Consider the following 20,483-nt stretch of genomic DNA (forward strand, 5'->3'; position numbering starts at 1 on the left):
CAGATATGGCCACCCGCATCCCGCTTTCGCGCAGCATAGCCGCCCATACGGTACTGATCGCCTATACGCTGATCTCGCTGTTTCCGGTGTTTGTCATCGTGATCAACAGCTTCAAGTCGCGCAAAGCGATCTTTGCCGCCCCATTGGAGCCGCCAACACCCACGACGTTTGATCTGGTCGGCTACGCCACCGTGCTGAAACAGGGTGATTTCTTTCAATACTTCATGAACTCGATGATCGTCACATGCTCTAGCCTGTTTTTCGTGCTGTTGTTCGGCGCGATGGCGGCGTTTGCACTGTCGGAATACCGCTTCAAGGCCAACACGCTGACCGGACTTTATCTGGCCTTGGGCATCATGATTCCCATCCGGCTTGGCACGGTTGCGATCTTGCAACTGATGGTGGCGGGCGGTCTGGTCAACACCCGCACGGCATTGGTGCTGGTCTATACTGCGCAGGGCTTGCCCTTAGCGGTGTTCATCCTGTCAGAGTTCATGAAGCAAGTTTCAGATGATCTTAAAAACGCAGGCCGCATCGACGGGCTGTCGGAGTACCGCATCTTTTTCACACTGGTGCTGCCCTTGATCCGGCCTGCGATGGCGACGGTGGCGGTATTCTCGCTTATCCCGATCTGGAATGACCTGTGGTTCCCGCTGATCCTTGCCCCGGCGGAAGAGGTGAAAACCATCACCCTTGGCTCTCAAATCTTCATTGGGCAATTCGTCACCAATTGGAATGCTGTGCTGGCGGCACTGAGCCTCGCCATCATTCCGGTGCTGGTGCTTTACCTTATTTTCTCACGGCAACTGATCCGTGGCATCACTGCAGGAGCCGTCAAATGATCAAAGTTCTTGTCGCAGGTCTTGGCAATATGGGGCTTAGCCATGCTTTGGCCTATCACAACAATCCGGCGTTTCAGATCGTGGGTCTGGTCAATAGATCCACCCCGAAACTGCCCGCCGACCTGCAATCCTATCCGGTAAGCGCCGATTATGCCGAGGCTTTGGCCCGTCTGAAGCCGAATCTGGTCTGCGTCGCCACCTATTCTGACAGCCACGCAGATTACGCCTGCACCGCGATGGATGCGGGGGCGGATGTCTTTGTCGAAAAGCCGCTTGCCACCACGGTTGCCGATGCGCGGCGGGTGCAGGCCAAGGCGCTGGAAACTGGGCGCAAAGTGGTGGTCGGCTACATTCTGCGCCATCATCCCAGCTGGATCCGCCTGATCGAGGAAGCCCGCGCTTTGGGCGGCCCCTATGTGTTCCGGCTGAACCTAAACCAACAATCCTCGGGGCCAACCTGGGATGTGCATAAGGCACTGATGCAGACCACGCCGCCGATCGTCGATTGCGGCGTGCATTATGTTGACGTGATGTGCCAGATCACCGATGCAAAGCCGGTCGAAGTGCGCGGCATGGGTCTGCGGCTGTCCAATGAAATCGCCGCTGATATGTATAACTACGGCCATTTTCAGGTGATCTTTGCCGATGGCAGCCTCGGCTGGTACGAGGCAGGCTGGGGCCCGATGATGTCGGACACTGCGTTTTTCGTCAAAGATGTGGTCAGCCCGAATGGCGCAGTGTCGATCCGCATGCCGGACTCGGCGCGCTCGGATGATATCGACACCCACACCAAAACCTCGCTGTTGCGGGTGCATAAAGTGGCCTCGGGCGATACCGATATTTCGATGGCGGATGAACCCGGCCATCAACAGCTGTGCGACCGCGAGCAAGCCTATGTTGCCCGCGCCATCACCGAAAACCTTGATCTGACCCGACATATGCAAGACGCGGTTCAATCGCTGGCCATCTGCCTTGCGGCGGATGAAAGCGTGCGGTCCGGCCAGCCTGTGAAACTTTAGGAGCCTGCGATGGGTGCGCTGACATTAAGCAATGTAACGAAATCCTTCGGCACCACCGATGTGATCAAAGGCGTCGATCTGCAGGTCGAAGATGGCGAGTTCTGCGTGTTTGTCGGTCCATCAGGCTGCGGCAAATCCACCTTGTTGCGAATGATTGCCGGGCTGGAAGATTGCACAGGCGGCGAAATCGCCATTGACGGCAAACGGGTGAACGAAGTCGCCCCCGCCAAGCGCGAACTGGCAATGGTGTTCCAATCCTACGCGCTTTATCCGCATCTGACCGTGCGCGACAATATGGGGCTGGCCCTGAAACAGGCGGGTGTGTCCAAGCCCGACATCACCAAAGCCACGGATCGCGCCGCAGATATGCTGTCGCTTGGGCCGCTGCTGGATCGTCGCCCGGCAGAGCTGTCTGGCGGGCAGCGCCAGCGCGTCGCCATCGGTCGCGCCATCGTGCGCACGCCAAAACTGTTCCTGTTCGACGAGCCTTTGTCCAACCTTGACGCCGCCTTGCGAGTCGCCACGCGCATTGAGATCGCGCGCTTGCACCGCGACCTTGCCGCCACGATGATCTATGTGACCCATGATCAGATCGAGGCGATGACCCTTGCCGACCGGATCGTGGTTCTGCGCGCAGGCCGGGTGGAACAGGTCGGCGCCCCGATGGAGCTGTATAATGATCCGGCGAATACCTTTGTTGCGGGCTTTATCGGCTCGCCGCAGATGAACTTCCTGAAGGCGGGGGCCTTGGGGATGCGGTCTGACACAATGGGCGTGCGGCCTGAACATCTGGCCTTGTCCCGCGAGGCGGGGCAGATGCCCGGCACAGTGTCGCATGTCGAAAAGCTGGGTGGTGAGACTTTGGTTTACGTCAATGCCGAAGCGCAGGGCCTGCTGACCGTGCGGCTGTTTGGCGAACATAATTTCAATGTCGGTGAAGCCGTCCACATCACCCCAGACGCCAGCCGCGCCTTCCATTTCGACGCAAACGGGCAGCGGCTGCGCTAGATATATGCGCCGCCACCGTCTGGCGGCGCTACCACTGCAACACGCGCCGCCCGACAATTGCGCCGACCACGGTGACGATCAGTATGGCAACGCCATACCACGTCACGAAAAACAGCGGGTTGTCGCGGGTGCAAAACAGCGAATAGCCCGCGGTGACGCCGCTGGCGGCAGTCAGCCCTACCAAAGCCCCCGACAGCTGCGGCGCGGTGCTGGCCCCTTGCCGCGCCAGCATCAACAACCCCACCAACGGCACAATCGACAGCATCAGGATCGAGCCGAGACACTCCGTTAACGAAAACGTCCCAACCTCGGCAAAGCGGGCCTGCGGCGCGCGCGAAATGAACGCGCCCGCCCACAGCAGCAGTGCCACCGCCACCGGGGCCGCATAGCCATAGCCCGCACGGCCAATCCGCGCCTCGGGCCGGATCAGCCGCAACAACAGCACCAGCGAAAGCCCGCAGATGCCCAGCGGCAGCAGGGTTTTCAGTATAACCACCGGGTTCGACCAAGCCGACATCAAGCCGCGCCGCATGCCGAACTCAGCCAGAAAAAGCGCAACCGGCACCAGCATTGCCAGGGTCGCAATCGCCGCCAACCGTCTTTGCCGCAGCGGCGCACGCACCGGGCTGCCCGAAAGCTGGATGATCAGATCGTCGGTCTTGCTCATGGTTCGCCCCTGCGGCCCAACTGGGCCATCCGTTTCATCGACCGGTGCAACATCACCCGCAGATTTCCGGGGCTGATCTGCAACCGCGCACTGACATCGGCCTGCGCCTCGTCCCGAAGCACCAACGCGCGCACCACCTCGGCCGAGCGAGGGTCAAGCTGCCCCAACAGGTGATCCACCTCGGCCCGGTCATCACGCGCCGCCAGAGGATCGGCGGCCTGCTCGGCGGCCAACACATCAGCATAATCCTCGATCGGCAGATGCACCGCCACACCACGCTTGCGGTAAGCGTCGATGATTTTATAGCGGGTGATCGCATACAACCAAGGTCGCACCGGCTGGCCCGGATCCCAAGTCTGGCGTTTGCGGTGAATGGCAAGCAGAACGTCCTGCACAATATCCTCGTGTTGGTCAGGGGCAAGGCTGCGGCTGCGCGCGCGCACAATGCCCCGGATTATAGGGGTAACCGCCCGCAAAAACTGGGCGTAGGCTTGCCTGTCATCGACATTCGCCGCCAACAACAGCGTGGCCAAAGCATCTTCGGTCACATGCACGTCCTTTGTCCCTTCGCGGCTTTGGGGTGGATTGTTACAAGCGATAGGCGATTTTTGGCAATGACGCCATCGCTGCACATTTTCGCGATCCCCGATTTTGTGACGCTTGCCCGTATGTCGCCCCACAATTTTCTGAACACCAAAGCGTGAGCCGCGTAACACACGGCCGCCCCCCTGCGAATGGACACACCAAGAAGCCAACCAGCAAGGACACCGCCCATGCAACTCTCACGCCGCTCTGTTCTGACCAGCCTTATCCTTGGGGCCGCCGCTGTGCCGTTCGGCCTGCCAGCCCACGCAAAAACCGGCTTTGCCGTCACGCATACAGATGCGGAATGGCGCGCCCTGCTGACCCCGGCGCAATACCAAGTGCTGCGGCAAGAAGGCACCGAGCGTGCCTTCAGCAGCCCATTGTTGAAGGAACACCGCAAGGGCACCTTCGCCTGCGCTGGCTGCGCCTTGCCGCTTTATGACTCAGCGACCAAATATGACAGCGGCACCGGCTGGCCCAGCTTCTGGCAGCCTCTGAAAAACGCAGTTGGCACCAAGACGGACGCCACGCTGTCCGACACCCGCACCGAGGTGCATTGCAGCCGCTGCGGTGGCCATCTTGGCCATGTTTTCAACGATGGGCCCCAGCCAACCGGCCTGCGCTACTGCATGGACGGCGTCGCCATGACATTTCATCCAGCCTGATCTTGCGGGCCCTCCAAGCACTTCACCCCAATAAGGACAGCAACATGTTACTGCTTTTGCTTAGCTTTCTCGGTGGCATGTTGACCATCGCAAGCCCCTGCATCCTGCCGGTTCTGCCCTTTGTCTTTGCCAAAGCCGGGCAAAGCTTTGCGAAAAGCACGCTGCCAATGCTGCTTGGCATGGCGATCAGCTTTGCCGCCATCGCCTCGCTTGCCGCCGTCAGTGGCGATTGGGCGGTCAAGACCAACCAGTATGGCCGGGCCGCCGCCTTGGTGGCGATGGCGGCATTTGGCGCGGCATTGCTGTTTCCGGCCCTGTCGCAGCGGTTGTCGCGCCCGGTCGTCGCGCTGGGGGCAAAGCTGACAGCAAGCGCCAACAGCAGCACGCAAAAAGGCGGCTCGGTGGTTGCGGGGTCGCTGGTGCTGGGGGTAGCGACGGGCCTGCTTTGGGCGCCTTGCGCTGGTCCGATGCTTGGCCTGATTTTGACCGGAGCCGCCTTGAATGGCGCAAACCTTGCCACCAGCCTGCTGCTGTTAAGCTATGCTTTGGGCGCTGCCACCTCACTTGCCCTGGCTTTGCTGGTGGGCGGGCGGGTACTGCGCGCGATGAAACAATCGCTTGGCACGGCGGAGTGGTTGCGCCGCGGGCTGGGGGCCGCCGTCATTCTGGCGGTCGCAGCCATCGGCCTTGGTGTCGATACCCGCTTTCTGGCGCGGGCATCATTTGCCAGCACAGCCGGCCTAGAGCAAAGCCTGCTGGATCGCGTGATCAATCCTGCCGCGTTGACCGCTGAACCGATGTCGGCACCTGCCACGGATAGCCCATTACTGCAAAACGCGCCAAAGCTTCAAAACATCAACCTGACCCTGCCGGTAGAGCCGACAAAGCCCAATCTGAAAGGTGCCGTGCAGTGGCTGAACTCTGATCCGCTGACAATGGCCCAGCTGAAAGGCAAGGTGGTGCTGGTCGATTTCTGGACCTTTGGCTGCATCAATTGCCTGAACGCTTTGCCGCATGTCAAAGAATGGGCCGCGAAATATGCCGATCAGGGGCTGGTTGTCATCGGCGTCCACTCCCCCGAATTCGCCTACGAGAAAGACCCCGAAAACGTCCAGAAAGCCATAGTCGATCTTGGCATCAACTTTCCCGTGGCACTGGACAACAACTTTACCATTTGGCGTCAGTTCAACAACCGCTACTGGCCCGCGCTGTATTTCATTGATGCCGAGGGCCAGGTGCGCTTCCACCACTTTGGCGAAGGCGCTTATGACAAGTCCGAACAAGTGATCCAGCACCTGCTTGCCGAACGTGATGCGGCCGCGCCGTAACGCCAAAGCCTGATCCACGGCCCGCTGATTTGATCTGACCCATCCCGCGCTACCTGTAATTCATACCCATCCACGTTTCCTGAAAGGCAACGCCATGCAACAGACCTTCACTTCGCCGGAACCCACAGCGCCCCGCCGCAGATTGACCACAGCACTGGCCCTGATCGCCTTGCTTGGGGGTGGCGCGATACTGCTGCCCACCACCGCCAGCTTTGCGGGTGAGGGCGTCCTGATCCCCGCCCCGGCGCTGGATCAACCCGCCAGCACTGGCACCCAGACCGCAATCTTTGCGGGTGGCTGCTTTTGGGGCGTGCAAGGCGTGTTCCAGCATGTCGATGGTGTGATCAGCGCCACCTCGGGCTATACGGGCGGCGCAGATGGAAGCCCCAATTATGAAAGTGTCAGCGCAGGCAGCACTGGCCATGCCGAGGCGGTGAAAATCGTCTATGACCCGTCGAAAGTCAGCTACGGCGATCTGCTGCACATCTTCTTTTCGGTCGTCGCCGATCCGACCACGCTGAACTATCAGGGGCCCGATCACGGCACGCAATACCGCACCGCGATTTTCCCAACCAATGCGGCGCAAGCCAAAATCACCAAAGCTTATATCGCCCAGCTGAACGCAGCCAAAGTGTTCCCCGCCGCTATCGTCACCACGATTGAACCGCAGGCGAAATTCTTCGTCGCCGAAGACTACCATCAGGATTTTCTGACCCAGAACCCGACCTATCCCTATATCGTCATCAATGATCTGCCAAAGGTCGCAGACCTGAAGGTGATGTTCCCGGATGATTACCGCAAAAAGCCCGTGCTGGTGATGAACTAGCGCCCAGCGCCCGCAACGCCTGAACCACGGTGCCGCCCTCCCTCTGGCGCCGTGGTGCAGACAAATCCCGAAATTCAGCGCAGATGGCCGGTATCCCGATGGAAATGCACCAGATCAAATACTTTCTGGCCGTGACGCGGACGCTGAATTTCACCCGCGCCGCAGATCAATGTAATGTCACCCAGCCTTCGCTGACCCGCGCTATTCAAAAGCTTGAGGATGAATTTGGCGGCTTTCTGTTCAACCGGGAACGCGCGCTGACGCATCTGACCGAACTGGGCCGCATGGTGCTGCCGCACCTTGAACAAACCTACGAAGCCGCAGAGGCCGCGACCTCGCTCGCCAGCAGCATCGGTCGGGCCGAGGTGACGCCCTTGGTGATCGGCGTGGCCGACGGTCTGCACCTGCCGATGTTGGACGAGATTCTGGCCGCGTTGTCGCACAGCCTGCCAGCGTTGACACTGGATCTGCGCAACGGCAGTGCTGCGCACCTGCTCGATCTCGCGTTGAAAGGCAACACAGATCTGCTGATCACCGCCTTGCCCGATCAACCGCATGATCGGCTGGAAACTTGGCCGCTGTTCACCCAGCCCTACGGCGTCGCGATCCGCGCCGATCACAGGCATGCGCGCGCTCCCGCCATTTCCATCGCGGAACTGGCAGCCGAGCCTTGGATCGACAGCGAAGATGCAGGCACCGCACTTTTGCGCAATGCCGCCGCCAGCCTTGGCTTGGCACCACTGTTTCGCCACCGCGCCGCCTGCCGCAATCAGATCCTGCGACTGGTGGCTTTGGGTCTGGGCCATGCGATCGTGCCTTTGGGCACCACCGCCCCTGGCATCAAAACCCTTGCGATCAAAGACCATCCCCTGCACCAAAATGTGGTGATGGCTGCAGTGTCAGGCAGGCGTCGAGGCCGTGCCGCTGATGCCTTTCTGCGCGCCGCCCGCGCATGCAACTGGCAATCGGATCAGCCATGCCCTGAAACCACGCAGTCTGAAACCGCGCTGCCCGATCAGCTGCGCCTTGTCAGGCCGTACAGCGCGCTTAGCACTGCCGCAGGTGCTGCGCGCTGACGAAAATCCGGCTCGACAAAGGCGAAATGCACCTGTCTGGCTCCGTCAAGCACAAAGGTCGCAGGTGTCGGCAACAGACCAGTCGCGCATCCATACGCCTGTGCCAAATCAAACCCATCGCGGCGATATTGCTGCAACACCGACAGCCCCACCGGAAATGCCAAACCATAGCGAAGTGCCACGCCCAGATCGGGGTCGCACAGCACAGTCACCCCCTGCCCCGCAATCTGCGCCAATCCAGCCAATCGCCCGCCAGTCTCGGGCGTGACAATGATCAGTCGCCCGCCTGCCGCAATCAGCGCATCGCGGTTTTCTGACCACGCCCGCACCTCCTCTGCGCAAAACGGGCACCAACTGCCGCGGTTGAAGCTCAGCACCGCTGGCCCCTCGGCCAACAGATCAGTCAGACGCTGCAACCGCCCCTTTGGATCGGGCAGCGCAAAATCAGCGGCAACATCGCCCAGCGCAGGCGCACCCGCCATCGCATCCGACGCCCGCAACCGCTCGATCAGTGCCTCATAGCCAGCGGCATCCGTGCCCAAACTTGCCCCCGGTTGATCCCGACAAGCCGCCAGCCGCACGATATGATCCGCAGAATTTTCCATCCCGCGATCATTCCGCAAATCCGCCGTCCGCGAAAGACCGCAATCCGCATGTGTTTCATGCACGCAAAGCATGGCCCGTGCCAATTCATAGCCAGCAGGCATCGAAAACATAGGCAGGTGGCATTTTATATCCAGACGAACATCGGTCACCTTTAACGTAATCGGTCCACAACAGGATCGGTGCACCACTCCGGGCCTGCTGCCAATACCGGCGCTGCCCGCCCCAAATTGGAGATTTCTGATGAACCGTTTTCTGATCGCCCTCGCCCTGTCCACCACCATCACCGCCCCAGCTTTTGCTGAAACGATGGCCAAAGACATCGCCTGCAGCGCTTTCTCCGCGATGGATTCCAACGGCATGATGATGGCGATGGACGAAGCCAAAATGGCCGGCGACGCCATGGCAGGGGATGCGATGGCAGGCGATGCAATGGCTTCCGGTGACGCGATGGCCTCAGGCGATGCGATGGCGGGCGACGCTATGGCGATGTCGCCCGAAGATAAAATGGCCGCCTTGGTCAAAACCTGCAAAGAGCATCCCGACATGATGGTATCCGAAGCGATGCACCCCAAAATGTGATCTACTGCGGGCACCGAAACCCTTCGGTGCCCGCCCCGCCCCTTTAACCAAGCAGGACCATCAGATGCACAGCCCCGAACCGATGGCGATACAAGCCCCCAAAGGCGGCGATCTGGTGGATCGGCACCGTTTGTCGACGCGGCTTTGGCATTGGACAAATGTCATCACCATCGTGATCATGCTGATGAGCGGGTTGATGATCTTCAACGCCCATCCCCGGCTGTATTGGGGCAAATATGGGGCCAACCCGGATTACGCTTGGCTGCAAATCGGCGCGACCCAAGGCGAAACAGGCTTTCTGCGCGTAGGTTCCGTGACGGTGGATACCACTGGCGTTCTGGGTCGTTGGACCGAAAGCAGCGGCCAGGTACGCAACCGCGCCTTTCCATCTTGGGCAACCCTGCCCGGCAGCTATAACCTTGCGCTGGCGCGGCGCTGGCACCTGACCTTTGCTTGGGTGTTCGCACTTGGCATCACCGCCTATCTGATCCGCAGCCTGATCAACCGTCATTTGCAACGCGACCTGTTGCCAACCGCCGAACAGGCCCGCCCCGCCCATATCTGGGCCGACATCAAACACCACGCCAAGCTGCAATTCCCAAAGGGTGAGGCCGCGCGTCATTACAACATCCTACAGAAATTCGCGTATCTCTCAGTGCTTCTGGTGCTGATCCCCGGCATTATCCTGACCGGCTTCACCATGTCGCCCAGCCTGAACGCCACTTTCCCTTGGCTGCTTGATGTGTTCGGTGGCCGCCAATCCGCCCGCTCGCTGCATTTCATCTTCATGCTGGGCATCGTGGCCTTTGTTATCGTGCATCTGCTGATGGTTGTGCTGGCCGGACCGATCAATGAGATCCGCTCGATGATCACCGGGCGCTACCGTCTGCCCAAGGAGGATAAATGATGGCCCCGCTGCTGACCCGCCGTTCCATACTGACCGGGCTTGGTTTCTCCACCATCATCGGCACCACTGGCGGCCTTGTGCTAAGCCCGAGCTTCCGCGATCTGGTGCTGGCATCGGGCGAGAAGCTCGCCTACCAAACCCACCGCCTGATCGGCCGCAACGCTCTTGCGCCCGAGTTTACCGAGGCCGATCTGTCGCCCGATTTTCGCACCAATGGCAACACCATGCCCGCCTCGGCAGAGTATCAGCGCCACATGGAAACCAGCTTTGCCAACTGGCGCTTGCAGGTCGATGGGCTGGTTGCAGCACCGCAGGCCTTCTCGCTTGCAGCGTTGAAAGCCATGCCCGCCCGCGCCCAGATCACCCGCCACGATTGCGTCGAAGGCTGGAGCGCGATTGGCAAATGGACAGGTGTTCCGCTTGCAGCCCTGCTGACGCAAGTCAAGCTGCTGCCCACGGCACGCTATCTGGTGCTCCATTGCGCCGATGATTTCAGCGGCAATGCGTATTACGAAAGCATTGATCTGGTGGACGCTTTCCACCCGCAGACCATGCTGGCCCATACGATGAATGATCAACCACTGTCGGTCGGCCACGGCGCGCCTTTGCGCCTGCGGGTGGAACGGCAGCTGGGCTACAAACAGGCTAAATACATTATGCGGATCGAAGCCACCGCCACCCTTGCCAATATCGGCCTTGGTAAAGGTGGCTATTGGGAAGATCAGATCGGCTATGATTGGTATGCTGGCATCTGACGCCCGCCACCAACCGCCCGTCTAGCGGCCCACGCAGAGAAGATGTGCGGGGAAACCCGATTGCAGCCCGGCACGCTTTACGCGCAGGGTGGCACTTGCTGCATCCTAAAGGCAAGGGGCCCGCCATGATCACAATTCATCAAAAAGCCATCCGTGGTCACACCCGCTCTGGTTGGCTTGACAGCTTTCACACCTTTTCCTTCGGCAGCTTCAACGACCCCAACCGCATGGGCTTTGGCAATCTGCGGGTGCTGAACGACGATAGCGTGATCCCCGGCGCAGGTTTTGCACCGCATCGCCATCAGGATATGGATATTCTGACCTATGTGCTGAAAGGCCAGCTGCGCCATGAGGATGATCAGGGCAATATCTCGCTGATCGCCGCCAGACAGGCGCAGCTGATGTCAGCCGGGCGCGGCGTGACACATTCCGAATTCAACGCATCAGAGCAGGAAACCGCGCATTTTGTGCAGATCTGGCTGCTGCCCGACACCCCCGGTGGCGAGCCAAGCTATGCACAAGTTTCGGTGCCAGAACAGGGAGATATCCTGCTTGCCGGTCCCGCAACCTCGGGCGCCCTGCTGCACCTGCGCTCATCGACCACGCTGCGGCTGGTGCATGCGTCCGAGCATGACCAGACCGCGCTGAACACCCCCGGCAGCCACCGCTTCGTGCATCTGCTTGACGGCATGGCCTTTGCCGAAACCGAGCGCCTTAGCGCAGGCGACGGGCTGGAAATTCCAGCCGATGAAGGCACGGTGCTGGATTGGGCCAGCGACGGCGCGGCACTGGTGTTTACCATGCCCTCGCTTTTGCCCTATCCCCCAAGCACCCCCTAGCACCGTCAAATGCCCGCCATTGCCTCCAGCTTTTTCGACCGCCCGGCCGCAGAAGTGGCCCCTGAACTGCTGGGCTATCAACTGGCCTTGGGCAGCACCGCAGGCTGCATCGTTGAAACCGAGGCCTACGCGCCCGATGATGCAGCCTCGCACAGCTTTTCCGGGCCAACGCGACGCAATCGCGCGATGTTTGGCCCGCCCGGTCATGCCTATGTCTACCGATCCTATGGGCTGCATTGGTGCGTCAATGTGGTCTGCGCGCCGGGCCACGCAGTGCTGATCCGCGCCCTGCAACCGCTGACCGGGCTAGAAATCATGCGGCAACGGCGCGGCACCACGCTGGATCGCGCGCTCTGCTCTGGCCCCGGCAAGCTGACGCAAGCCTTGGCGATCACCGACCAGCACGACGGTCAGCGTTTTGTTGAAAGGGCGGGCTTTGCAGACGGCGCGGACTTTGACGACCTGCGCCTGATCGCCCCCATCTTGCCCACAACCAACCTCCAGCAAGGCCGTCGCATCGGCATCAGCCGCGCCATCGATCTGCCTTGGCGGTGGGGCATCGCGGGCAGCCCGTGGCTGAGCAAGAAATTCTAAGCGAAATCACCGACGGAGTTGAATATCCTGCTTCAAGATCACCATTGTCGTGGTTTCCACCACCGACGGAATAGACTGCAGCACATCGCGGATAAAGGTACCAAGCGCATCAATATCGCGCACCCAGATCCGCAGCATGTAATCAATATTCCCCGTTACCAGCAGACATTCGGTGATCTCAGGCCGCTTGGCGACCGCCGAAAGAAATTGCTCTGTGCCCTCGGTGCCATGCCGCGCCAGCCGCACCGACACCAGCACGCTGACATTCAGCCCCAGTGCCACCGGATCAATCTGCGCCGCATAACCGCTGATGATCCCGGCATCCTCCAGCCGCTTCACCCGCCGCCCGCACGGCGTTGGCGACAGACCGACCTGATCGGCCAAATCCAGCATCGAAATCCGCCCATCGCGCCGCAGCACGTCCAGAATGCGATGGTCAATGGAATCAAGCATCAGCATAGCGAAAATCCCTACGGTTTTGCCAAACCTTAGAGAATACCTCCACAAAGCAAAGCGCAATCGACCGCCTTTGCAGCCTTATCGCGCAAACTCGCCGCTACCATAGCGCGATAACGGAGAACCCAACATGCCCGCCTATTTCATTTGCACCATGACCGTCCACGATCCCGAAACCTACCGCAAATACACCGCCCTTACCCCCGCCACTCTGGCGCGCTACGGCGGAAAATTCCTCACCCGTGGCGATCCGGTCGAAACCGTCGAAGGCAGCCCGGAATTTACCGAGCGCATGGTAATCCTTGAATTTGCCGACAAGACCACAGCGCTGGCTTGGTACAATGACGCCGATTACCAAAGCGCGTCCGCTTTCCGCCGCCTCGCTTCCAAGGGGCGGATGTGCCTGCAAGCGGGCGATGGCAACACCGTCAATCCCGACCCAAAGGTGTAGCATGGATCTGCAACTGAGCGGCAAAACGGCGGTGGTGTTCGGCGGCTCGCGCGGGTTAGGCCGCGCCATCGCAGCCGAGCTTGTGCAAGAGGGCGTCAAGGTGGTGATCATCGCCCGCGATGCCGACCGCGTGCAGCGCACCGCGACCGAGATCGGCTGCCTTGGCCTGCCCGGTGATCTGTCAGCCCCCGGCGCGGGCACTGCCCTGATGCACCAAGCCGCAGGCCTTCTGGGCCGCATGCCCGATATCCTTGTCACCAACACCGGCGGCCCACCCACCGGCAGCTTTGCCGCGACCAATGCCACAGCTTGGCAAACCGGCTTTCAGGGCCTGTGGCTCAGCGCCGTAGATGCCATTCAAGCCGCCCTTCCCGCGATGCAAGCCAATCGCTGGGGCCGCATACTTGCCGTGACCTCGGTGGCCGCAAAAGAACCGCAGCCGGGGCTGGTGATCTCGAACGCCCTGCGCGCCGGGCTTTTGGGCATGGTTAACACCCTGTCGCGTGAAGTTGCCGCCGATGGCATCACAGTCAACGCCTTGCTGCCCGGCTATACCAACACCGACCGCATGGCCGAACTCGGCGTTGATAACGCATCGATGGGGCCGAAAATCCCTGCTGGTCGCTTGGGAGAGCCTGCCGAATTTGCCGCCCTCGCCGCCTTTCTGGCCTCGGGCCGCGCGTCCTATATCACCGGCCAAGCCATCGCGGTGGATGGCGGCTTCCTGCACTCGATCTGAAAGAGCGTCATGCCGCGCCCCGCCTTTGCCAACTGGCTGTCTGACACCAATGACGTGACGCAGATTTTCCTCGCAGCGGGGCAAATCCCCGGCCTGATCAACATGGCGGGCGGCTTGCCCGACCCTTCCACCTGGCCCATCGCCGATCTGTCTGCATTGGCCGCAAACGCCATCAGCAACCACCCCAAAGACGCCCTTGCCTATGCCCCGATCGAGGGCCTGCCCAGCTTGCGTGACACCATCGCCGCTCGGTTTTCCGCCCCCGGCCTGCACCTGCACCGCGACAACGTGATGATCACCTCGGGCGGCATGCAGGCACTGGATCTGCTGGGCAAAGTGCTGCTGGATGATGGCAGCCTGATTGCCGCCCAATCCCCGGCCTATTTGGGGGCACTGGATGCATGGCGCCCGCGCCGCCCGATCTACCGCCCGATGCACCTGCATGCCAATGATTTCGACCCTGAAGCCGCGTTTCAAGGCGCTCAATTCGCTTATACCGTGCCGAATTTCTCGAACCCCACCGGGCGGCTGGTGGGCTTGGATCAACGCCAAGCCCTGCTGTCTGCCGCGCAGACCACCGGCACTTGGCTGATCGAGGATGACCCATACGGCACGCTTTACTACGACAGCGCCCCCTTGCCCCGGATGCTGTCTCTCTCCGCCAGCAATAGCCCCCATGAGGACACCCCCTATGACGGACCGGTGATTTACCTCGGCACCTTGTCTAAGGAACTTGCCCCCGGCCTGCGCGTGGGTTGGGTGATCGCAGCGCCGCAGATGATCCGCGCGCTTGTCACCGCCAAGCAAGGCTCGGATATGTCGACCTCGGGTCTGTCGCAGCGCATCACCCAAGATGCCTTTGCCGCTGGTCTGACCGACCGCATCCTGCCCGAGATTCTGGCGCTCTATCGGGCCCGCCGCGACGCGCTTTGTGCCGCAATGACCACCCATCTCGCCGACTTGTTCACATGGGAAATTCCCGCAGGCGGCATGTTCGTCTGGGCCACCGCGCGCGATCCTGCCCTGAACACCGACGCCCTGCTGCCCGAGGCATTGGCGCAGGGCGTCTGCATCACGCCGTCCAGCGTATTCGACCCGCATGGCCTGAACCGCCGCGCGATCCGCATCAACTTTACCCTGAACGACCCCGAAAAGCTGACCGAAGGCGTGCGCCGCTTGGCCCGCGCTGCCAAATCCTGCCTTATCAAAGCCGCCTGAAACCAAAAGAAACTCTGTCCAGAAAGGGAATATAATGCGCCTAAAAACCCTCTTCGCCGCATCCGCTTTCAGCGCCACCTGCTTGGCCGGCATGGCCCAAGCCGAAGATCCCGGCCTGTGGAAAGTCTATAATGACACCTTCAAATCCGCCAAATACGTCGATCTGACCCATACGATCACCCCTGATATCCCGGTCTGGGCAGGCTTTGGCGGCCCCACTTTTGCCCCCGCCACCGCTGGCGTCGCGATGGAAGGTTATGTCGCTAAAGACGAAGCTTTCACCTTTGAAAAACATGGGTTTGAGGCCACGAACTACATCCTGCGTACCGATCAGCTTGGCACTCAGCTTGACCCCCCTGCGCATTGGGCCCCCGAATATCCCGCCATCGACGAATTGCCCGCCACCTACACCCTGCGCCCCTTGGTCGTGATCAATATTGAACCGCAGGTCGCCAAAGACTTTGGCTATGCGCTGCAAGTGGCCGACATTGAAGCGTTTGAAAAAGAATATGGGACTATCCCCGAAGGTTCTGTCGTCATGGTGCGATCAGGCTGGTCAAAGGCCTGGCCCGACAAGGAATTCGCCGCCCGCACACCCTTCCCCGGTGTTGGCCTTGACGCACTGAAATTCCTCCACGAACAGCGCAAAATCCTGTTCCACGGCCACGAGCCCTTGGACACCGACGCCACGCCCACGCTGGAAGGCGAATATTGGTTGATGCACAACGGCTATGCGCAGGCCGAGGGCGTCACCAATCTGGATCAGGTGCCTCCGGTTGGCGCGCTGATTGCGATCGGCTATCCGAAATTCGGTGGCGGTCTGGGCGGCTATGCCCGCTACATCGCGATCTGCCCGCCGGATTGGCAATATGGCATCTCGGTCGGGCAAGTGGCCGAGGCACCGTTGCCGAAATCCGACAAACCACTGAAATTCGACGCCGCCCGCGGTATGCGCCTGCGCGAATAAATGCACTTGGGTCAGCCGTCCCCGGCGGCTGACCGCCACTCCTGCGACAAAACCGCCGATCACGCCACTGCCATCACCGTGACGGGAACCATGCATCGCTAGCCCCGTTAGCTTCTGCAAGGGCGTAATGCCTTTGCAGAACTTGGTTAAAATAGGTGCTGACATGGCAAGACGCATATTGATTGTTGAAGACGAGATCATCGTTGCGATGGATCTTGAAGCAACACTCGGCGACTTCGGATTTGAAACGGTTGGCATCGCTGCCGACAAATCCACCGCGCTACGGCTTGGCGCCACCAACACCGATGTTGCCTTGGTCGATGTCAACCTGCGCGACGGCCCGACTGGCCCCGAAGTAGGCGAGCGTCTGGCCCGCGATTTCGGTGTAACTGTCGTGTTCCTGACCGCCAATCCGCGCATGCTGGGCAATGGCGTGCCGGGGGCTTTTGGGGTGCTTCCGAAACCCTATGATCCGCACATGATCAAGCAGACGCTGGAGTATCTGTTGGCTCTGGATCACGACGATGCCCGCGGCGCAATCCCCCCGGCCGCGCTGACTGTGTTCAACCCGCTACAAGCGCGACTATAGCCTGAAGCCCACCATCCCACACAACAAAACGCGCCCGATCACCGGGCGCGTTTTGTCATTATGTGGCTCTAAACAGCCAATAGGCTCGGTTTTAATCTCACCGCACCACTTCTGTCCGCGTCAGACTGCTCAGCGGGCAGGTCACCACCACCACAAGGCCCGAGGCATCCCAGCGCCGCTCTATCGTGCCATTCAGATGCGATTGCGCGCTGGCCAGCACCAGCTTGGTTCCAAACCCCGTCACATCAGGCGCGCCCATCAACAGAGGCCCGCCCCGCTCGGTCCAAGTCAGCTGGCACGTCTGCGCGTCACAAACCACATCAATGTGCACCTCGCCAGTATTGCTGGAAAGCGCGCCATACTTTTTGGCGTTGGTCGCCAATTCATGCAAAATCAATGCCATAGGCGTCGCTGCCCCATCATCAACCGCAGGATCCTCACCCGAGATTGTGATGCGGCCATCATCCATCGCCAGATAGGGCCGCAGGATCTCCCGCGCCAGACTGTGCAAAGTCACCCCCCGGCCATGCGGCCGCGATTGATCGCTATGCGGTCGCGCCAAATCATGCGCCCGCCCCAATGCCGCAATCCGAGCCTGCAATTCTTGCGCAAACTTGGCCGATTCCGGCGCACGACGGCCCGACAGACCAATCAGGCTTTGGATGATTGCGAAGATATTTTTGATCCGATGGCTCAACTCTTGGCTCAGCAGCTCGACATAGGCCGCAGCCTTTTTCGTTTCGTTGATATCTGTGCATGTGCCGAACCAACGCAAGATCTGCCCGGCCTCGTCGCGCACCGGCAAAGCCCGCCCCAGCACCCAGTGATACTCGCCCGAGTGGTGGCGCAACCGGTATTCGATTTCATAGGGTGTGCCGCTGGTCACCGCCTGTTGCCAGACCTGCAAAGCCCGCGGCTGATCGTCGGGGTGAAACACCGCATGCCAAGCCGCACCATCGGTGCTGCCCAGCGGAACCCCGGTAAAGTCGTACCAGCGCTTGCTGTAGTAATCCGGCGCGCCGTCAGGCCGCGCCGACCACACCATTTGCGGCATCGCATCGGCAATCGCAGCAAAGCTGGGTTGCGCCCGCCGATCCGGCGCAATCGCGCTGTGACCAACATCGATCAGAACCCCGGCCAAACCACCTTCCAGCCCGCGCATCAAAAACTGTCGCGATTGGCCATTGCCCAAGCTCAAAGTCAGCTTTGCCTCAAACGCCGCGACCCCGCGCAGCTTTTCGGCCAGCCCAGCGCGGCCACTGTCGCCCACACGCTGCAAAACTGTATCCAGCGATCTGGGCGTGTCAGTGCCTATCCCCAACAACTGCCAAAACCGGTCAGTTGAAAGAAAGACATTCTCGGTTGACCTGATTTCAAACGGATAGACCCCGGCCTGCGCAAGCAGCAAGCTTTCCAGCAAGGGCAGACCGTCGTGGCGTGATGAAGTCATCTGTTGGCCTCGAAATCAATGAATCACCCGATACAACCGTCTTGCACCGCCTGCGGTTCCAGCTGGTCGCCTGTTTTGCGGTCGACGTTGCGTCAAATCCCACGCCTGAACACCGGTTTGGGCGGCTTCTAAGCCAAAGCCACGCGCTGCCAAAGCCCGTCCACCCCCTGAAAGGCCACGCGGGCCTGCGGGGCGAAAACCGTGCGGGCCTCATCTATGACCCAAGGCGTCACCGCGATCTGACCCACGCTTGCATCAATCACTGCAAAGCCATGATTTTTCTCGCCTATTCGACTGCAAAGCGCTGTTCCCGTCTGAATATGCAGCACAGGCCGCACACTGGTGGCGTCGATGCCCAGACCAACCGTCCAATGGTGCAAATGCCCCGAGAGGATCACATTCAACCCAGCAGCTGCCAGCTTTTCGGTGGCGATCTGTGCGCCTGCGGTCTCGCCACGCTCAAATCCCGGCGGTTCCGCAAAGGGATGATGCGCAACAAGGATATTTAGCCCCCCATCCGGCCCAGCCCGCACCGCCTGACACACGCGCTCAATCTCTTCTTTGCGCGCAACACCGCCGCGCCATTGCTGCGGATCGGCGGTATTAACCCCGAACAACCGCACCGCGCCCAGTGCCACCTGTGGCGTCAAATCCCGCCCTACCGCTCGGCGATAGCGCCCAAACGGTGACAAAAACCGTGCAAATGGATTGAACAGCGGCATGTCATGGTTGCCCGGAATGATCATCAGCGGCAGCCCCAAACCATTTAGAAACTGCATCGCCGCGCGAAACTGCCCAGCCCGCGCCCGATGGGTCAGATCGCCCGACACCACCACCAGATCGGGCTGATTGGCCAAAATCGCCGCGCGCAAAGGCTCCACCAATTCGACCCTATGCAGGCCAAAATGCAGATCCGTCAGATGTAACAGCCGTGTCATGCAGCCGTTGCCCCAGCAACTGGGACAACAGTATTTTCAGACACGGCGGCAGGCACGATCACCGTCAACGCCGCCCGCTGCACCCGCAGTCGGAATGGCCCGGTGGCCCGCTCTTTCTCACCATCAAACGCCAACAGGCGACGCGGCTGCCGGGTCTCGATCAGAATTTCATCCGCGATCAACAGTTCAAAATCCTGACCGCGCGCCACTTTGCCAAAGGCCAGCCGAAATGCCGCCGCAATCAGTGGCCGTGGCCGATGCCCCTTGGCCAGAAACAACGCCATTTGCCCGGACCGCACCGCTTCGGCGCCCTCAAGCCCCAGACTTTCCAGCTGATAAGCGCTGCGTGCCGCAAAGGCCAAAGGCGTGCGATATTGCCCGGTCTTGCCATCCAGCGTCAACTTCAACTGCATCGGTGCGCGCATATCCCACAACGTCAGAAGCACCGACCAATAGGCCGCAATGCGGCTGCGGCCCCAGCGCTGATACACAGCTTCGCGCCGCTCAAGAATTTCAGGATAGACCCCGAAACTGGCATTGTTCAGAAAGGTCCGGCCATTCACATCGCCAACATCAATCCGCCGCAACTGGCCCGAGATCAGCGTCGCCAAAGCAGCGTCGAGCGTTTCGCCCACGCCCAACTCGCGCGCAAAATAATTGAAAGTGCCGCCCGGCAAAACCGCCATGATCACATCGCTGCCAACCAGCGCGCCTGCCACCGCCGATTGCGTGCCGTCGCCGCCCAAGGCCAGCACCACATCGGCACCCTCACGCGCCGCACGCTTGGCCGCCTGCGCAATCTCGCTGCCGTTCTGCACCCGATAGCTGACAAACTCGCGCACATGTGGCGAAAGCGCGGCGCGGATTTTATCCTCATTGGCATGCGCATCTTTCTTGCCAGCAGCGCCGTTCAGCACCAAAGCCAGCTTGCGCGTCGATAGATTAAGGTCACCCAAAGCTTCGGCCATAGCATTTCCTGTCATGAAGCGCTTTAGGTGGCGCTTTTGCCGCCCAAGACAATGGCAGCGCTGCACCTTGGCTGCATTTTTCTGGCAATGCGCCCCGGTCTCCCGTCATCAGTGCTGCATATACGCCAAACATCGCGCGGCCTGACTTGGCCGAAAATCCCCGAGGGCGTGGCCAAATCGTTAAGAATCCCTTAAAGCGGCACCATCAACCCATTGATCCAAAACAATAAAAAAAGGTCCCGAGTTGGGACCTTCTGCTTCAAGCACGCTTTGCCCAAAGAATTTGAAATCAGAACTGGTGCCGCTGAAGAGACTCGAACTCCCGACCCCATCATTACGAATGACGTGCTCTACCAGCTGAGCTACAGCGGCACTTTCTGGTGGCCCCTCCTAGGACGCGCCCCAGATGAA

At 60.5% G+C, this 20,483-nt stretch carries 24 protein-coding genes and 1 tRNA gene; 17 read left to right on the forward strand and 8 right to left on the reverse strand.

Going from position 1 to position 20,483, the window contains the following annotated elements:
- Positions 1-5 precede the first annotated feature (5 nt).
- Genes QQJ98_RS05875 through QQJ98_RS05885 form a run of 3 tightly spaced genes read left to right on the forward strand, consistent with a single transcriptional unit; the run spans position 6 to position 2,869 of the window.
- Positions 6-842: a carbohydrate ABC transporter permease gene (locus tag QQJ98_RS05875; RefSeq protein ID WP_284324391.1), complete on the forward strand. Its 837-nt coding sequence runs from the start codon at positions 6-8 to the stop codon at positions 840-842.
- Positions 839-1,861, forward strand: a complete 1,023-nt coding sequence (locus QQJ98_RS05880; RefSeq protein WP_284324392.1) for a Gfo/Idh/MocA family protein — start codon at positions 839-841, stop codon at positions 1,859-1,861. The genes QQJ98_RS05875 and QQJ98_RS05880 overlap by 4 nt, the downstream gene beginning before the upstream one ends.
- A 9-nt stretch (positions 1,862-1,870) precedes the next feature.
- Entirely contained in the window at positions 1,871-2,869 is a 999-nt protein-coding gene (locus tag QQJ98_RS05885) for an ABC transporter ATP-binding protein (protein ID WP_284324393.1), read from the forward strand.
- 28 nt (positions 2,870-2,897) lie between these two features.
- Here the strand turns inward: QQJ98_RS05885 and QQJ98_RS05890 are convergent, their stop codons facing one another.
- Complete coding sequence (locus tag QQJ98_RS05890; RefSeq protein WP_284324394.1) at positions 2,898-3,536, reverse strand: NrsF family protein; 639 nt, start codon at positions 3,534-3,536, stop codon at positions 2,898-2,900.
- Complete coding sequence (locus QQJ98_RS05895; protein ID WP_284324395.1) at positions 3,533-4,084, reverse strand: sigma-70 family RNA polymerase sigma factor; 552 nt, start codon at positions 4,082-4,084, stop codon at positions 3,533-3,535. The genes QQJ98_RS05890 and QQJ98_RS05895 overlap by 4 nt, the downstream gene beginning before the upstream one ends.
- A 225-nt stretch (positions 4,085-4,309) precedes the next feature.
- Between QQJ98_RS05895 and msrB the strand changes: the two genes are divergently transcribed.
- From msrB to QQJ98_RS05915, 4 genes are all read left to right on the forward strand, one after another.
- Positions 4,310-4,786 (forward strand): peptide-methionine (R)-S-oxide reductase MsrB, encoded by a 477-nt coding sequence (gene msrB / locus QQJ98_RS05900; RefSeq protein WP_284324396.1) that lies wholly within the window; start codon positions 4,310-4,312, stop codon positions 4,784-4,786.
- Between the two features lie 44 nt (positions 4,787-4,830).
- Complete coding sequence (locus QQJ98_RS05905; RefSeq protein WP_284324397.1) at positions 4,831-6,114, forward strand: cytochrome c biogenesis protein DipZ; 1,284 nt, start codon at positions 4,831-4,833, stop codon at positions 6,112-6,114.
- A 94-nt stretch (positions 6,115-6,208) separates the two neighbouring features.
- Positions 6,209-6,940, forward strand: a complete 732-nt coding sequence (gene msrA, locus QQJ98_RS05910) for a peptide-methionine (S)-S-oxide reductase MsrA (RefSeq protein ID WP_284324398.1) — start codon at positions 6,209-6,211, stop codon at positions 6,938-6,940.
- Between the two features lie 83 nt (positions 6,941-7,023).
- A complete protein-coding gene (locus QQJ98_RS05915; protein ID WP_284324399.1) occupies positions 7,024-8,016 on the forward strand; it encodes a LysR family transcriptional regulator in 993 nt (330 codons plus the stop codon).
- Here the strand turns inward: QQJ98_RS05915 and QQJ98_RS05920 are convergent.
- Positions 7,956-8,621: a peroxiredoxin-like family protein gene (locus tag QQJ98_RS05920; RefSeq protein WP_284324400.1), complete on the reverse strand. Its 666-nt coding sequence runs from the start codon at positions 8,619-8,621 to the stop codon at positions 7,956-7,958. The genes QQJ98_RS05915 and QQJ98_RS05920 overlap by 61 nt on opposite strands.
- A 241-nt stretch (positions 8,622-8,862) precedes the next feature.
- On the opposite strand from QQJ98_RS05920, the gene QQJ98_RS05925 reads away from it, so the two are divergent.
- The 5 genes from QQJ98_RS05925 (at position 8,863) to QQJ98_RS05945 (ending at position 12,296) form a co-directional block, all read left to right on the forward strand.
- Positions 8,863-9,201 (forward strand): hypothetical protein, encoded by a 339-nt coding sequence (locus QQJ98_RS05925; protein WP_284324401.1) that lies wholly within the window; start codon positions 8,863-8,865, stop codon positions 9,199-9,201.
- 64 nt (positions 9,202-9,265) lie between these two features.
- Positions 9,266-10,108, forward strand: coding sequence for a cytochrome b/b6 domain-containing protein (locus tag QQJ98_RS05930; RefSeq protein WP_284324402.1), 843 nt, complete (start codon positions 9,266-9,268; stop codon positions 10,106-10,108).
- Positions 10,105-10,863, forward strand: a complete 759-nt coding sequence (locus QQJ98_RS05935; protein WP_284324403.1) for a molybdopterin-binding protein — start codon at positions 10,105-10,107, stop codon at positions 10,861-10,863. The genes QQJ98_RS05930 and QQJ98_RS05935 overlap by 4 nt, the downstream gene beginning before the upstream one ends.
- Before the next feature lie 125 nt (positions 10,864-10,988).
- Positions 10,989-11,702, forward strand: coding sequence for a pirin family protein (locus QQJ98_RS05940; protein ID WP_284324404.1), 714 nt, complete (start codon positions 10,989-10,991; stop codon positions 11,700-11,702).
- 9 nt (positions 11,703-11,711) lie between these two features.
- The gene (locus QQJ98_RS05945; RefSeq protein ID WP_284324405.1) at positions 11,712-12,296 is read left to right on the forward strand and encodes a DNA-3-methyladenine glycosylase; all 585 of its coding nucleotides are present in this window, start codon (positions 11,712-11,714) and stop codon (positions 12,294-12,296) included.
- A 6-nt stretch (positions 12,297-12,302) separates the two neighbouring features.
- Here the strand turns inward: QQJ98_RS05945 and QQJ98_RS05950 are convergent, their stop codons facing one another.
- On the reverse strand, positions 12,303-12,755 hold the full coding sequence (locus tag QQJ98_RS05950) for an Lrp/AsnC family transcriptional regulator (protein WP_284324406.1): 453 nt from the start codon (positions 12,753-12,755) through the stop codon (positions 12,303-12,305).
- 127 nt (positions 12,756-12,882) lie between these two features.
- On the opposite strand from QQJ98_RS05950, the gene QQJ98_RS05955 reads away from it, so the two are divergent.
- From QQJ98_RS05955 to QQJ98_RS05975, 5 genes are all read left to right on the forward strand, one after another.
- Entirely contained in the window at positions 12,883-13,203 is a 321-nt protein-coding gene (locus QQJ98_RS05955; protein WP_284324407.1) for a DUF1330 domain-containing protein, read from the forward strand.
- A gap of 1 nt (position 13,204) precedes the next feature.
- Positions 13,205-13,942: an SDR family oxidoreductase gene (locus QQJ98_RS05960; protein ID WP_284324408.1), complete on the forward strand. Its 738-nt coding sequence runs from the start codon at positions 13,205-13,207 to the stop codon at positions 13,940-13,942.
- Positions 13,943-13,951: 9 nt separating this feature from the next.
- Positions 13,952-15,160: an aminotransferase-like domain-containing protein gene (locus QQJ98_RS05965; protein ID WP_284324409.1), complete on the forward strand. Its 1,209-nt coding sequence runs from the start codon at positions 13,952-13,954 to the stop codon at positions 15,158-15,160.
- Between the two features lie 34 nt (positions 15,161-15,194).
- Positions 15,195-16,127 (forward strand): cyclase family protein, encoded by a 933-nt coding sequence (locus QQJ98_RS05970; protein ID WP_284324410.1) that lies wholly within the window; start codon positions 15,195-15,197, stop codon positions 16,125-16,127.
- 163 nt (positions 16,128-16,290) lie between these two features.
- The gene (locus QQJ98_RS05975) at positions 16,291-16,716 is read left to right on the forward strand and encodes a response regulator (protein ID WP_284324411.1); all 426 of its coding nucleotides are present in this window, start codon (positions 16,291-16,293) and stop codon (positions 16,714-16,716) included.
- Between the two features lie 97 nt (positions 16,717-16,813).
- Here QQJ98_RS05975 and QQJ98_RS05980 read toward each other — a convergent pair whose 3' ends face one another.
- The 4 genes from QQJ98_RS05980 to QQJ98_RS05995 form a co-directional block, all read right to left on the reverse strand.
- A complete protein-coding gene (locus QQJ98_RS05980) occupies positions 16,814-18,166 on the reverse strand; it encodes a sensor histidine kinase (RefSeq protein WP_284324412.1) in 1,353 nt (450 codons plus the stop codon).
- Positions 18,167-18,294: 128 nt separating this feature from the next.
- Complete coding sequence (locus tag QQJ98_RS05985; RefSeq protein WP_284324413.1) at positions 18,295-19,104, reverse strand: metallophosphoesterase family protein; 810 nt, start codon at positions 19,102-19,104, stop codon at positions 18,295-18,297.
- Positions 19,101-20,087: a diacylglycerol/lipid kinase family protein gene (locus QQJ98_RS05990; RefSeq protein WP_284324414.1), complete on the reverse strand. Its 987-nt coding sequence runs from the start codon at positions 20,085-20,087 to the stop codon at positions 19,101-19,103. The genes QQJ98_RS05985 and QQJ98_RS05990 overlap by 4 nt, the downstream gene beginning before the upstream one ends.
- 281 nt (positions 20,088-20,368) lie before the next feature.
- Positions 20,369-20,444: transfer RNA gene (locus QQJ98_RS05995), tRNA-Thr, on the reverse strand.
- Positions 20,445-20,483: the final 39 nt, after the last annotated feature.

The sequence above is a fragment of the Cypionkella aquatica genome (assembly GCF_030161095.1).
Taxonomy (GTDB): domain Bacteria; phylum Pseudomonadota; class Alphaproteobacteria; order Rhodobacterales; family Rhodobacteraceae; genus Cypionkella; species Cypionkella aquatica.